Origin of the sequence: Neobacillus sp. DY30 (assembly GCF_030123065.1) — a bacterium.
In the GTDB taxonomy this organism is placed as follows: Bacteria; Bacillota; Bacilli; order Bacillales; family Cytobacillaceae; genus Neobacillus.
Genome location: NZ_CP126093.1, coordinates 5,396,592 through 5,411,494 on the forward strand (window position 1 = coordinate 5,396,592; position 14,903 = coordinate 5,411,494).

The window sequence follows — 14,903 nt, forward strand, 5'->3', positions numbered from 1 at the left end:
GTACCCTCAAGTTTATCTTGAGGGTATTTTCATAGGGGGAAATGGGGGAAAACTTGTGATTCAACAGAGTTATCGAGATACGTGGGCTGAAGTTTCATTAGCAGCCATTAAACATAATACAAACCAATTTAAGAAATATATTGGTTCGTACGTGAACTTGATGGCCGTGGTAAAAGCGGATGGTTACGGTCACGGAGCAGTTCCGGTTGCAAAAGCCGCTTTAGAAGCGGGCGCAGATTACTTAGCAGTAGCCATTTTGGATGAAGCGATTGAATTGCGTGAGGCAGGGTTTACTCAGCCAATTTTGGTATTGGGTTATACTCCTACTCGCTCCATTCGGCATGCAATAATTTTCGGCGTTGATATTACGGTTTTTAGTGAGGATGTACTTGACGAAGTGATTACTCAGTCCGAGGAGCTCCAAAAAAACGTATCCATCCATTTAAAAATCGATACCGGTATGACCAGAATTGGTGTGCAGACCCGAGAAGAAGCACTGGAATTAGCGATGAAAGCGTTAGAGTCACCGTTTATAACAGTTAAAGGTATTTTTACTCATTTCGCTAACGCGGATAGTGAGGATCCATCTTATACACTTCAGCAGTTTGAACGATTTCGTTCGGTTACTTCTTTTTTAGAAGATAACGATATTTCTATCCCTTTAAAGCATTGTTGTAATACGGCCGCAACAATGAATTTCCCTGAAATGCACTTGGATATGGTCCGTATCGGAATAGGATTGTATGGACTATATCCGGACGCAGCCTTAAAGGAGCATCGTATTTCACTTCAGCAAGCCATGACGCTTAAAACGAAAATTGCCGGGATTAAAAAGGTAGGCAAGGCGCAGCCGATTAGTTATGGCTGCACTTATACGCCATCAACTGAAAGAATAATAGCGACATTACCAATTGGGTATGCCGATGGACTCTCCAGACAACTATCGAACTGCGGACAATTTCTTGTACATGGACAAAAGGTATTAGTAGCCGGCCGCGTCTGCATGGACCAAACGATGATTGATGTAACTAGTGTCCCTTCCTGCCAGCAAGGAGACGAAGTGATTATTTTTGGAGGAAATCATGAAGTGTTTCAATCCGTTGATGAGATTGCACTCCTCATGGGGACGATTAATTATGAGGTTGTCTGCTTAATTGGAAAACGCGTTCCGCGTATTTATACGGCGGTTAAAAACGAGATTCACCTAGAGGTCCTGCAAGCTGTTGAATATACATGAAAAACAGGTCACATCTAGGTGACCTGTTTTAAACTATATTTCAATCTTTGAAACTGGTAAAAACAGCTTAATCCCTCGTTTATTAAACGGTAATAGTTTTAAATCGGCAAGCAAATGACTGATGTATCCCAAAAGACAGGCATAGAAAACACCTTGAATTCCCAGTGATCCTTCTAGTTTTGAAGCAATTACCCCAAAGAAAATGACGCCCAAGATAGAATGAGTATAGCTGCGGTGTGAGGAGATAGACGCAACGACCACATAGACCCCCAGCAGAATCAACCATACTTCTGATAACGAAATCCCTCCGGCAAGTACACCAATTCCTGTAATGGTTAACATATGCTTTTGTTTGATAAGTGACGAGACAATCATAATCACCAGGCCGCTCCCGATACCTAACCATCTATCAGCCGCACTGCCCTCATAAAAGCTATAAAAGACCATAAGAATCCCTATAAACATGGCGGCCAACCGAATGACTTTATGGGATAAGGTAATTTTACCGCGAAGCTTACCATCAATATCCAAGTCCGGCATCAAGCCCGATACCGCTCCTAGTCCTACGAGAATCATGGTCTCAGTGGGAGAGGAATGAAAAGTATTGGCAGCGATAAATCCTGTTGCGGCTCCAATTGCTGTATGTGCGGTGCCATTCAATGTTATTTCCACCTCTAATTTTATAATAACTCTTATCATACAACAAAACATTTGTTCTGTTTAGAACTTTCCGAGAAAATCATACTATTATCCTATTAAAAATATCACGACTCTCCTAAATATTTTTCAAGGAACTGAGCCATCTCCGTATAGGAGTTTATTTTATTTTTTAATTTCGTCATCGTATGTCCTTCCTCTTCAATGCGAATATAGCGGACTGGATGATTTCGTTTCTTTAGTTTGCTGACAATCTGATCCGATTCTTTGATTGAAACGCGAGGATCATTTACCCCATGAATCACCATTAGTGGAGCGGTAATCTTATCCGCATGGTTTAACGGATCGATTTGATCAAAAAATTCGCCATCTTTTTCAATCGTTCCATATTCCGCCTCTCGCAGTTTTTTTCGCCAAGGACTGGTTGTTTGCAGGAAAGTTCGGATGCTCGACATTCCGACGATATCTATGCCCGCTGCCCATAATTCAGGATAGTGACTAATAGCAGCCAGTACGATAAATCCGCCGTAGCTACCCCCGACAATCGCTGCCTTATCTGGATGAATATCCCCTGTTTTTTTCAGCCATTCCATTAAAAAAATAACATCCTTTACCGCATCCATTCGTTTTCGCCCATCATCGAGATGTGTGTAGGTTTTTCCATAACCAGTACTTCCTCGGATATTAGGAGCAACCACAGCATAACCCTGGTTTAGGAAATATTGCAAAAAAGGGCTGTAGACGGCACGGCTTTGACTTTCTGGTCCTCCATGAATATAGACCACCACGGGGGATTTTTTACCGGTGCTATTCGGCTTGTAGTAAAAAGCCGGTATTGAAAGCTGGTCAAAGGACGGAAACGAAATTGGCTCCGGCTCAATGAGTTTTTCCTCTAGAATTGGTGTACGCGAGATATAGGTTATCCGCTTTGCTTGGAGGGTGTTAATCTCCACCTCCCATATATCTGGAGGATGGGCGGGCCCATTTAACACAAAACCTACCTTTTGTTGATTCGGTGAGAATCTGAGATTATAAATCACTCCCATGGGGGTATCCCACGTATATAATTTACTTCGGCCAAGGTCAACTAGATAGCCCTTTGATATTCCCCCTTCATTGACGGAAAAGGCTAGTTTGTTTTTATCCTTATTCATGGCTAGGTTTTCAAGATCCCATTCTCGCCTCTCCAGCCAAGTAAATTGTTTGGTGGGAAGCTCAATCAATGCGAGTCCAAAGAACTCGCTGCCCTGATTGGTTAAAAGATAGAGATGATCCCCTTCCCGATTAAAATGAAATTCCTTATAACTGGCTTCCCCTTTATGTTCCGTGATCCAGTCCATTTTTCCCGTAGAAAGTGAAAATACCCCTAAATCATGATCAAGGGGAGAATTTGCTTTTTTAACTAAAAGCGATTTCCCATCAGGAAACCATTTTTCAACCATATAGGTTCCATCCCCGGTAAATACCCGGCGAATTTCCAACGTCTCCAGATTTTGAATATAAATATCTAAATACGCTTGATTCCGGCGGTTACTAGACCAAGCAATCCATTTGCCGTCTGGTGAGCTGTCGCCAAATAAATGAAGATGATTAGGTGAGTTCGTCAGACCGATTTTATCACCATTCTCCTTTAATAAGTACAGTTGCTCCTTTTCATCGCCATCGGCATCCATCCCAAAAATCAGGTCTGAAGTTCCAGCAATATATTTAATAAAGGTGATGCCTTTCATGGTAAAAGAAGTTTGCGCCGGCCACCTGTCCTCTCGGTCAAGCTCCCATACCTGTGGAACCCCGGTAAAATCAGAAATAAAGCTTATTTTCTTTCCACTCGGGTCGTATTCAAAACTCTTTACCATACGAACGTGGATATAAGGGTCAATGGTTATTTCCTTCATGCCATTCCCACCATTCACTTTGACTTTGTAAAAAAGTTCCTCCTTTCATTCTATTTAGATTGGTTTCTGTTCATTCAGTATATTAGGGAGAAAAAAAGGAAGCAGGAGTTTTGGCTTTTATCATGGGGATGAAGGACAGATCCTGGTAAGGAAGCAGGAGTTTTGGCTTTCATCATGGGGGTGAAGGACAAATCTTGGTAAGGAGGTAGGAGATTTGTCTTTCATCACGGGCATGAAGGACAAATCTCGGCTAGTAAACAAAAGATTTGTCTTTCATCATGGGCATGAGGGACAAATCTCGGTTAGGAAACAAAAGATTTGTCTTTCATCATGGAGATGAAGGACAAATCTCAATGGAATAGTAAACGATTTGTCTATCATAAGAGGGTGAAGGACAACACCTCATAAAGGAAGCAAGAGATTGGCTTTGAACCGCCCCACTTTACTCAAGAAACTCAATAAACCATTTCACACATTGATAGGTAGTTTCCCAATCAGCTAGATCCTCTACACCCCAGCACGCGTATAGTGTTCCTAGGGCAATCGCAGCTTTTAGCAATCGCGTGCGATCAAATCCCATCTGTTCGCTGATTATATCGACACGAAGCTTTAGGATGCTTTTTGAATCAGCCTTTGTCTCTAATTGATTAATCAAAAACGAAATGACATCAAAATAGGGATCCCCTGCGACACCTTTAGGGTCAATGGCCATCCAGCCCTTTTGTTCGGAAAACAGAATATTTTCATGGTGTAAATCACCGTGCAGCAGTTCTGGTCCTTCCGATGTTTCCATTACCTGTTGAAAATAATCCTCTGCTAACTGAACATGTTCCAAGGAAATAGGTCCTTCTCCAGCATTACGGTAGCGCGTAAGCCCTTCAAACCAGTGTATGAGGGACGGCGTCGAGGTTCCTGCTGGCACGGGACTGCGAATCGCCTTCCAAACTCTTATAAAATTCTCTAAAACAACCATCTCATCACTTTCAGCGGAAAGCATTGTGCCAGGGACGAGACGTTCCAGCAGCATCACACCATTTTCTGGGTCTGACTTCAATAGCTTGGCACACCCTTCCCCATTATAGGCTTGAAGCGTTACCATCTCATTTCGTGTGTCAAAGTTCGGAACTCCCAGTTTTAAAATCCTAGGTGTTCCATTTGAATCACTAACTTTTAAAACAAAATTATAAGAAAGATTATCAACAGGACCCTCACTCGTGAGCTCCCATTTAAGTAAATAGGTTTCAACTCTTTGCTCTAAAGATTCTATCCAAGCCTCCCCAGCCGGGCCAAAGGCATTGATGATTTTCTCCTGAAATTCGCTAGAAATTTTCATTTTATGATGAACTCCTTATTTTTACAGATTATCAGACTTATTAATTCACCATTTCATCTCGCAACTCCTTTTTATAATAAAAAAAGACGATTCGGGGGAGTGAATCGTCTCTTTGCCTACTAGTTAGGCTGCTGCTTTATTTTTAACAGAATGAGTTTTAGTTGTCTTACGGATGAACGGTACTACCCAATGGTCTAAACCGTATCTGCCTGCGTTGTAGCCTGCAGTTAAGATGATGAAGCCTAAGAAAATGTCAGTTGGGTTGTGTGATACTGTTCCAGCTAAGAAGAAGCTGAAATTCATCACTAGACCGAAGAACATCGCTGCTGTTGTTAAACATCCAAGCATAAGTCCTAAGCCGATTAATGTTTCGCCCCAAGGAACGATGAAGTTGAATAAATCGATATTTGGCAGTGCAAAGCTTTCTAAGAAGTTCACATACCAGCTGTAAACCATATGGCCATCTGGACCTTTTACTGGATTTGCCACTGCATTTTTTAAATAACCAGAAGCGTCGAATCCGCCTGTGAGTTTTCCGTAACCTGCGGTAAACCAAGCATAGCCAAGGTATAAACGAATGATAGTTAATATAGCTGCAGAGATTTTATTTTCTCTTAAAAAGTGATTAAACATAAGTCATTCCGCCTTTCAAAATTTGTTTGCTCTTTATACTTACACTATATGGGAATTCAACAGTTATTAATATGGGGATAGTGTTAAGTTCACAGTTTGTTTGAAATGTTATGGCGGATGTATGAACAGCTATGTTTAACTTATACTAGAGTTAAAATTTCTTCTGATGTTGGAATCGCAGATATAGCACCAACCTTGGTGCAAACGAACGCGCCCACTTTATTACTGAACGTAATGATTTCTTTGAGTGCTTGAAAATCATCTAATGATGGGTTTGTTTGGGCTAACTGGTATAGCGTTGCACCTACAAAAGCGTCCCCAGCACCCGTCGAGTCAACCGATTTTACTTTTACGCTTGGGATGATTTCGTTGTGGATGCCATTCGATAGGTAAGTCCCTTTGCTCCCTAATGTGACCGCAGCCACTTTGGCACCCAGCTGATGAAGCATTTCAGTTCCCTCTGTTAAATCGGCACTGCCGGTAATAATATGCAACTCTTCATCACTTACTTTTACAAAATCCGCTAATGCAATGCCTTTTTTGGCTAATTGAATAAAATCAGACTCTCTCTCTTTCCAAAGGTCACTGCGAAAATTTGGATCAAACGAAATAAATTTCCCATTATTTCTTGCTGTTTCCATAACCGCGAAATAAGTGGATTGAAAAGGATCATTTAACAAAGCTGTTGCAGAGCCAAAATGAAGAATAGCTGCATTGTTAAACTTGTCATAATCAAGCTCTTCCTCCATTAAATAGGCATCCGCTCCACGGTTAAATACAAAATCACGCTGGCCATTTGCTTGTAAGGATACGAAAGCCAAAGTTGTCGGATGTACATCATCGAGAACGACCATTGAGGTATCCACCTGGACGTCATCCAGTGTCTTTTTTAAAAAATGCCCAAAGGGATCGTTGCCAACTTTACCGCAGAATTGTGCCGTACCGCCGAGTTTCGCAATGGTTGCACACACATTTGCAGGTGCCCCCCCAGCTTGTTTTAGAAAGTTTTTACCTTCCATTAAATTGATGTCGACATCTGTACAGAAAAAATCAATCAATAATTCACCCATACATATAATAGTTGATTTCATTCATACCACCATCCTTTTATAAAAATAAAGCTCTAACCAATGTTAGAGCTTCAACTGGCTATTCCCAAATTGAATCAAGTTGAGTTAACGTTACATCCAACACCTTTGTGGTTCCTTCATTAGAAAATATAGAAAGTTCTTTTGCATCTTCACTTGGGAATATCAAGCTAGTAATCGCAATCTCCCCGTCATTGGCAAAAACTTCTATGGAGGAAGTGTCCAAGAATACCTGGAGCTTTAACCGTTGACGATTCAACTTCAATGGTGCCTCTTGTATGGCTGGAAAGGAAGTCGAAAAGCGATTGTCACCCGATTTCGTCCGGTCCACAAATATTTTCTCTTCTACTGCATCATAGCCAATCACTGTTCTTTCTTCCTCAGAATGCTTGAGGACAATTCCAAATTGTTTTGAAGTTTCTTTTTCAAGCTCAATAGTAATCTCCATTAAGGAAGATGCTAGAGGTATAGTACCTGATTCTACTCCATACTTTTTCATTTCTTTCCGAATCGTACGAACTTCCTCGACTGGTTTTTGGAATAAACGGATTCCATTCTCTGTAGAAGATAATGATAATTCTCTTGGCAACGTCATTGCACTACGCCATGTTTCAGTTGGAACTTGATTCGCATAGCGCCAGTTGCTCATCCAGCCAAGATAAATACGTCTTCCATCTTGGATATCGGACCAGCTTACACCCGCATAGTTATCACGGCCGTAATCCAGCCAAAGTATCGTTGAGTCATCATGGTCATTCACAAAAGTTGAACCATCAAACTCGCCGATAAAATATTGTGTTCTCGAACCTTCTGCTGATTGACCGTTATCACCAATACTGACAATCATTACCCACTTTTCTTGCCCGTCATCTACTGGCAGTTTAAATAAGTCAGGGCATTCCCAAACACCATCATGTGATCCCGCAGTATGCCCAAATTCACTGGCAAACTCCCATTCTTTTAAGTTAAGAGAGGTATAAATGGTAATCGTTTGACCCGTAGCCAGAACCATTACCCATTTATTGGTTTCTTCATGCCAAAACACTTTAGGATCGCGGTAATCGGTAATATTTACATCTGAAAGGACAGGATTGCCTTCATATTTTACCCACGTTCTGCCATTATCTTTACTATAAGCTAAACTCTGTTGCTGAAGCGGCCGGTCAGAATCCGGATAGGTGCCGGCACTTGTATAAATTGCAACCAATCCTGGTTTATCTTTTTCAAAAAATCCTGTGGTATTATTCCAATCCACAACCGCACTTCCTGAAAAAATGGCCCCCAGTTCATCCGGATATAAGGCAATCGGCAGGTGCTCCCACTGGATCATGTCCTTACTTACGGCATGTCCCCAATGCATCGGCCCCCAGGTCGTCCCAAATGGATGATATTGATAGAACAAGTGATACTCATCATTAAAAAAGACCATTCCATTTGGGTCATTCATCCACTTTTCCTCTGGTGAAAAGTGAAATTGTGGCCGGTGCAGTTCTTTACACATTTGTGTCATTTTTTTCTCTCCTTTATTCAAAACTAGTAGGAAAGGCTGTACGTACTGCACAGCCTTTTTCTGTTTATTCTTGGCTTCTGTCATAACCCTTTTGTTTAATGTCTAACCACTCTTGCAGTCCAAGTCGATCTAATTCTGCTAAATAATCATTCCATTCTTTTTCAACGCCGCCATTGGCAATCCATTCCGCACGCTTTCGCTTAATGTAAGCAAACATATCCGTTTCAATCACAGAAAGTCGATCAAGGTCCTCAATTGAGAAGAATACACGTGGATAAATATTCTCTGCTTCCATGTAAGGAACCATAACCTCTTTCATTAAGTTCAATCTCCAAGCAGCATCGTCTGGTTTCGTTGTTACAGTACCGTAGTAGCTGTCTAAAATCGCTAACGGTCCGCCGACAGAAGTTTTTTCTCTCAATTCAACTGGTGCTGTACCTTCTAAAGGAAGGTGTTTTAACATTTTTGCACCCTCGTCCATTCCAAAAATGTTTTGTTGCTTTTCATCCCCATACGTACCCCAGTTATTTTGAACCGATTGAGACGGATCATATAATTGGTCAATCCACTTCGCTGTTAATTCAAGGTTTTTATTTGAGGATGTTACGACTAAACGTGAACGGTCAAAGCCCATTCCATTTGTTCTGGCAACATTTTGATGTCCCTCTGGACCTTTTAATGGAGCTAATAAATCGTAATCATCGCCCATACCAGTGATATTCCCTTTATCCCATGTGAAATATAAACCATATTTTTTGTCTCGGCCTTTTGCAAGATACGTATTCCAATCATGTTCAAACGCTTCAACATCAATTAAGCCTTCATTATATAAATCATTGAACCAGCTGATGGCTTTTTTATAGCTTTCATCTGCAGCCGTAAGTTTTACTTCCCCATCATTGGTGACAACTGTAAAATCCCAGTTATCCCCTAAGCCAAATGCCCCAAACAAAGAATGTGGATCTTGTCCTCCATCATTGATGATGAATGACATTGGAATCTCGTCCGCTTCACCATTACCATTTGGATCCTGGGTTTTAAACGCAAGCAATACTTGCTTTAACTCTTCTGTTGTTTTTGGAACTTCTAATCCTAATTTATTTAACCATTCCATATTAATCCAAGGGAACGCGTCAACAGAGTGAATACTTTCTTTGCCTTCACCCAGCTCCTCAATCCATGGGAAAGCATAGATATGGCCATCAGGAGCCGTCATCATTGCTTTATACTGTGGTGCTTTTTCAAGGACAGCTTGTAGGTTCGGCATATATTGGATTAAATCTTCAACAGGAACAATAACGCCATCCTTAGCATGTTTTAATAATTCATAGTCACTGAAACCCGCATTAAAGATCGCGTCTGGAAGCTCACCGCTTGCAATCGCTAAATTTCGTTTTTCACCAAAAACATCTGTTGTGTAGTTTCTCCAATCAATTTTTACACCTGTTTGCTTTTCTAATCGTTGAAAAATCAATTTCTCATTCGGATCTTTAGGAGCTAATGGTGAACTGGATGTCATAATTTTTAATGTTTTTTCCTCTTTCAATGGGAAGGTTACGTCCTTTAGTCCATAATCCTTAGAGGAGAAACTTTCGCTGCCCCCGCTTTTGCTTGAACAGCCAGTAAGAATGAGCGACCCTGAAAGTAGTAGTGCTGAAGCAGTTGTAAGCATTCTTTTTTTCATCATAAACCCTCACTTTTTTTATTTTAATGAACCAACCATAACTCCCTTTTCAAAATACTTTTGGAAGAATGGATACATAATCAATAACGGCAAACTTGCAATGACAATGGAGGAATAACGGATCATTTCTGAAATTCTCATTAGCTCGTTCCTAGCTTCCACATCGGCAACCATTCCAGGCTGTACCTCGTTTTGAATCAGAATCGAACGCAATACTAATTGCAGTGGATGCAATTCTCGATCGTCAAGGTAGATCATCGCATCGAAATAGGCATTCCATTGTCCAATAAAGGCGTATAGTGCTAGAACAAAGATAATCGGCTTCGATAAAGGTAAAATAATTTGAAAGAAAATTTTCAAATCGGAAGCGCCATCGATTCGTGCAGCTTCCTTCAGCTCATTTGGAACCGCTTTAAAGTAAGTTCTTGCGAGTATAATAAACCACACATTCACCGCACCTGGCAGGATAATCGCCCAAATCGTATTCAGCATTCCTAAATCACGGATAACGAAATACGTTGGAATTAAGCCTCCTCCGAAAAACATGGTAAATAAGAAGAAAACCATAAATACCTTTTTTCCCACTAAACCATCTACCGATAATGTGTATCCGGCAAAGAGACAAACGACTACGGTCACAATCGTGAAACCAGTTGAGTATAGAAGTGAATTGAAAAACCCTCTTACAATCGTGTCATCGGTAAAGAGCCGTTTATAACCTTCTAATGACCAATCAGAAGCATGCAGCGAAAGCCCTTTTCGAATGATGGCATTCGGTTCTAAGAAAGACGAAAGAAATACATACAATAGTGGTCCCACAATGACAAGAACAATGATGGTTAGTAAAATATTATTAGTTAACAGCAGGATTCGGTCGCCCTTTGAGTGTTTGATTCTGTTGTTCATACGTATCCTCCTTTCTTATACGAGACCTTCGCCTTCGTTTAGTTTCTTAACCACTTGATTGACGACTCCAAGTAAAATCACATTTACAACGGCATTAAATAATCCAACCGCAGTAGCAAACGAGTAATCTCCTGCAAGCAGACCCCGTTTATATACATAGGTGGCGATAATTTCTGATGACGGCGAGTTCATCGGCGTTTGAAGCAGGTACGCTTTTTCAAATCCTATCCCCATGATTCCTCCAGCAGCCAGGATGAACAATACGGCCATAACTGGCTTTAACGTTGGGAGATCGATATGCCAGATTCGTTGGAGAAGTGACGCTCCGTCAAGGGTTGCCGCTTCATGCAGCTGCGGGTCAACGTTCGCAAGTGCGGCAACATAAACAATCGAAGCCCAGCCTGCTCCCTGCCAAATTCCTGACCAAATGTAGATGGTCCTAAAATAATCTGGGTCCGACATGAATGATATCGGCTTATCTAAAAAGATTGATAACAGTGCATTTATTGGTCCCACTGGTGATAGAAAAAGAAAGACCATTCCTGAAACGACAACTACCGATATAAAATGCGGTGCATATAAAGCTAATTGAACGTTCTTTTTCACGCCCGATCTTCTCAGCTGATTTAACATCAAGGCCAAAATAATCGGAATTGGAAAACCGATGAGAAGTTCAAAGGAACTTAATTTTATCGTGTTCATCAAGATTTCCATGAAATTGGGTGATGTTAGGAAACTGGTAAAATGTTTAAACCCCACCCACTCGCTTCCCATAATCCCCCGTATCGGACTAAAATCTTTAAAGGCTATCGTTGCCCCGTATATTGGGATGTACTTAAAAATAATCGTGAGAATAACGGCAGGAGCAAGAAGCAAATATAGAATGTAGTTCTTTTTGATATATTGAAGGTTCCTGCTTAATTTGGTCGGTTTACTTGTGTGAACCGGTATGGCTTGCTCTGCTTTTACTATTTCTTCCACTCTCTTATCCTCCTATCCATGTACTCTGCTGAAAGCACTTTCAACATGGGTTAAATATAACAAAATGGCAGGAAATAAGAGTTTAATATTTTTGGTTATAGCAGTTTAAAATTTTCGGCAGTTTGACATCGCTTTCAAACTATTTTTTCGGTATGATAGGATGGAGAAAGGATGTGGGATATGCCGCCGCCATATAAAGCCAGAAGTGAATCTTTGATATTAATGGTATTACGTATTTTGAACAAACGAATGAAATTAACTGAGGATGAACAGAGGTATTATCAAAACCAAGAGAAAGGTTTTCAAGGAGAAGTTCAGTTTGATATATTGACGGAGAAACTTAAACGCAGCAGCTATATTTTAAATGATTTACAGCTTGAAAGTAACAAATCTAGTTTTCAACTGGATTCCTCCCTTATTTTTCAAGACACCTATTCCCTCTTTGATGTAAAAAATTTCGAAGGCGAGTACGTTTATGGTGATGAATATTTTAAAACAATCAGCGGACGAGATTTCCAAAACCCCCTTGACCAATTAAAACGAAGTAAGTTATTACTAAGCCAGCTTCTCCAAACGCTGGGAAGTAAACTTACTGTTGAAGCATACGTGATTTTCATTAACCCCCAGTTTACGTTATACCAGACTCCACCTGACCTGCCTTTTATACTCCCCACCAAACTGGACAGCTTTATGAAGAAATTAGACCAGGGACCTTCACGATTAAACGACTCCCATAAAACGCTTGCGGATAAACTTATTTCGTTGCATCAGACAGTACCGCCCTATACACATTTGCCGTCCTATGAGTATGATCAACTTAGAAAAGGAATCACCTGCAAAAAGTGTCTTTCATTCTCAGTTTCTGTTCAAGGAAAGAGAGTAATATGCCATAGTTGCGGGTTCGAAGAAATGGTTACATCTGCTGTTTTGCGTATGGTTGGGGAATTTAGCTTACTTTTTCCAGATAGAAAAATCACCACAAATATAATTCATGAATGGTGCAGGGTGGGTATTTCTAAGAAGACAATTAGTAGGACATTGGGAAAGTATTTAATGGTCAAAGGTGTTCACCAATGGACTTATTATGAGTGGAAAGTGGATAAATGACAGTATTAAAGACAAATCTCGTGGTCTCTTGCTGAGTTTTTTCCTTCATCCCTATGATGAAAAACTAATCTCTTACTCTTTTGCTGAGTTTTGTCCTTCATCCCAATGATGAAGGACTAATCTCTTACTTTTTTTCTGAGTTTTGTCCTTCATCGCTATGATGAAAGACTAATCTCTTACTCTCTTGCTGAGTTTTGTCCTTCATCCCTATGATGAAGGACTAATCTTCCACTCTCTTTTTGAGTTTTGTCCTTCATCCCTATGATGAAGGACTAATCTTCCACTCTCTTTTTGAGTTTTGTCCTTCATCCCTATGATGAAAGACTAATCTTCCACTCTCTTGCTGAGTTTTGTCCTTCATCCCAATGATGAAGGACTAATCTTCCACTCTCTTGCTGAGTTTTATCCTTCATCCCAATGATGAAGGACTAATCTCGTACTCTCTTGCTGAGTTTTGTCCTTCATCCTTATGATGAAGGACTAATCTCTTACTCTCTTGCTGAGTTTTGTCCTTCATAATAATAAAATCCCCTAGTTAATAAACTAGAGGACATTACGGCTTTTTGATATCTCTTAACCCATTATTAATTTTTTCCGCTGCCTGGTTAGCAGCAATACCCACATCCTTACCATTCTTACCTACTTCCTCGAACAATTCCTTGATGGCTTCGCTGATAACAGGATAGGCTGGGGTTACCGGCCGATTTTTCGAGTGGTTTTGATCTTGTTGGACGAAGATATTTTTTGGGTATTGATTGAGTTCAGGAAAGTCTTTTGCTACTGAATATCTCACAGGTAAATCCCCGGAGATTTCGACGAACTTTTTCGATCCCTCGTACCCGGTTGCGAATTTTAAAAATTCCCAGGCTTCCTCCGGATGTTTGGTTTTCGAAGAAATCCCAAGTGCCCAGCCGCCATTCGGGACAATCTGGTAATCACCCTTCGGAAGCGGAGCAATCCCATAATCTTCTCCTAAAACAAAATCTGGAGTTTGTTCCAATTCGGATAAGGCCCACGAACCCAAGACCGTCATCCCAAGCTTATCCGTTTCAAAAGGAGTCGGAGGCATTTCAACCGCCGCTACTCCATGCTTATAATATAAATCTTGATAAAATTGCAACGCATCTAAAGCTTCTTTAGAATTGATAAACCCTTGCGCGGTTGTTCCATCTGGACTAATGACATCTGCACCAAACTGCCAAAGAATCGGCATTTTAAAATAAGCAGGACCTTCTCCAACATTAAATCCTTGGGCTGGGTCTATCCCAATCACACCCTTTGCTGGGTTGTTAATTTTTTTTGCAATCTCCAGTACTTCATCCCACGTCATGGGATTGTTTGGATCTCCTGATGGAAAAGGAATTCCCGCCTCCCTAAAAAGATTCATATTGTAAAATAAGGCAATACTGGATTCCACAATAGGGGCAAGAAAAATTTCATCCTTATACGTTAAACCCTTTAACACTCCTTCAGGTATATCTTCAATATTGCCTTCCTCTTTCATATAAGAATCTATGGATAATAGAGAACCGGAATTTGCATAAAGAGCGAGGTTCGGACTATCAATGGCCATAATATCTGGATGGTTTCCTGCCGCCAGCTCCGTGCGCAGCCTTAATTCGTATTCACTTCCCCAGTGCATCGATTGCATATTAATTTTAATATTAGGGTGTGATGCTTCAAAAGCGGCAATTACCTCTTCATAGGCTTGATTAAACGCTGGATTTGCCAAATTTCTTAAAAAGGTCAGCTCAATTTGCTTGGCTGGTTTCTCCTTATCTGGATTTTCACTTGACAGTGGCGAAAAATAGTAAAATGCAAAACCTGCCAAACTAATAAGAAGGATTACCGCCATCCATTTCTTCACTGTAT

Annotated in this window: 12 protein-coding genes; 2 read left to right on the forward strand and 10 right to left on the reverse strand. The window is 40.7% G+C overall.

Annotation, left to right across the window (positions count from 1 at the left end; translation table 11 throughout):
* Positions 1 to 55 precede the first annotated feature (55 nt).
* Entirely contained in the window at positions 56 to 1,237 is a 1,182-nt protein-coding gene (gene alr, locus QNH29_RS26660) for an alanine racemase (protein ID WP_283862280.1), read from the forward strand.
* 33 nt (positions 1,238 to 1,270) lie between these two features.
* On the opposite strand, the gene QNH29_RS26665 is transcribed toward alr, so the two are convergent.
* The 9 genes from QNH29_RS26665 to QNH29_RS26705 form a co-directional block, all read right to left on the reverse strand.
* Positions 1,271 to 1,897 carry a metal-dependent hydrolase gene (locus QNH29_RS26665; protein ID WP_283865752.1) on the reverse strand — a complete coding sequence of 209 codons (627 nt, stop codon included), beginning with the start codon at positions 1,895 to 1,897 and terminating at the stop codon, positions 1,271 to 1,273.
* A gap of 104 nt (positions 1,898 to 2,001) precedes the next feature.
* Positions 2,002 to 3,807: a S9 family peptidase gene (locus QNH29_RS26670; protein ID WP_283862281.1), complete on the reverse strand. Its 1,806-nt coding sequence runs from the start codon at positions 3,805 to 3,807 to the stop codon at positions 2,002 to 2,004.
* A 424-nt stretch (positions 3,808 to 4,231) separates the two neighbouring features.
* Positions 4,232 to 5,122: an aminoglycoside phosphotransferase family protein gene (locus QNH29_RS26675; RefSeq protein WP_283862282.1), complete on the reverse strand. Its 891-nt coding sequence runs from the start codon at positions 5,120 to 5,122 to the stop codon at positions 4,232 to 4,234.
* Positions 5,123 to 5,245: 123 nt separating this feature from the next.
* Positions 5,246 to 5,755 (reverse strand): DoxX family protein, encoded by a 510-nt coding sequence (locus QNH29_RS26680; protein WP_283862283.1) that lies wholly within the window; start codon positions 5,753 to 5,755, stop codon positions 5,246 to 5,248.
* Between the two features lie 140 nt (positions 5,756 to 5,895).
* A complete protein-coding gene (locus QNH29_RS26685) occupies positions 5,896 to 6,846 on the reverse strand; it encodes a carbohydrate kinase family protein (RefSeq protein ID WP_283862284.1) in 951 nt (316 codons plus the stop codon).
* Between the two features lie 58 nt (positions 6,847 to 6,904).
* Positions 6,905 to 8,353, reverse strand: coding sequence for a glycoside hydrolase family 32 protein (locus QNH29_RS26690; RefSeq protein WP_283862285.1), 1,449 nt, complete (start codon positions 8,351 to 8,353; stop codon positions 6,905 to 6,907).
* Between the two features lie 64 nt (positions 8,354 to 8,417).
* On the reverse strand, positions 8,418 to 10,040 hold the full coding sequence (locus QNH29_RS26695; RefSeq protein WP_481858760.1) for an ABC transporter substrate-binding protein: 1,623 nt from the start codon (positions 10,038 to 10,040) through the stop codon (positions 8,418 to 8,420).
* A gap of 15 nt (positions 10,041 to 10,055) precedes the next feature.
* Positions 10,056 to 10,943 carry a carbohydrate ABC transporter permease gene (locus QNH29_RS26700; protein ID WP_283862286.1) on the reverse strand — a complete coding sequence of 296 codons (888 nt, stop codon included), beginning with the start codon at positions 10,941 to 10,943 and terminating at the stop codon, positions 10,056 to 10,058.
* 15 nt (positions 10,944 to 10,958) lie between these two features.
* Positions 10,959 to 11,894 (reverse strand): ABC transporter permease, encoded by a 936-nt coding sequence (locus QNH29_RS26705; RefSeq protein WP_283865754.1) that lies wholly within the window; start codon positions 11,892 to 11,894, stop codon positions 10,959 to 10,961.
* A 201-nt stretch (positions 11,895 to 12,095) separates the two neighbouring features.
* On the opposite strand from QNH29_RS26705, the gene QNH29_RS26710 reads away from it, so the two are divergent.
* On the forward strand, positions 12,096 to 13,031 hold the full coding sequence (locus tag QNH29_RS26710; protein WP_283862287.1) for a nuclease-related domain-containing protein: 936 nt from the start codon (positions 12,096 to 12,098) through the stop codon (positions 13,029 to 13,031).
* Positions 13,032 to 13,584: 553 nt separating this feature from the next.
* Here QNH29_RS26710 and QNH29_RS26715 read toward each other — a convergent pair.
* The gene (locus tag QNH29_RS26715; RefSeq protein WP_283862288.1) at positions 13,585 to 14,898 is read right to left on the reverse strand and encodes an ABC transporter substrate-binding protein; all 1,314 of its coding nucleotides are present in this window, start codon (positions 14,896 to 14,898) and stop codon (positions 13,585 to 13,587) included.
* Positions 14,899 to 14,903 lie beyond the last annotated feature (5 nt).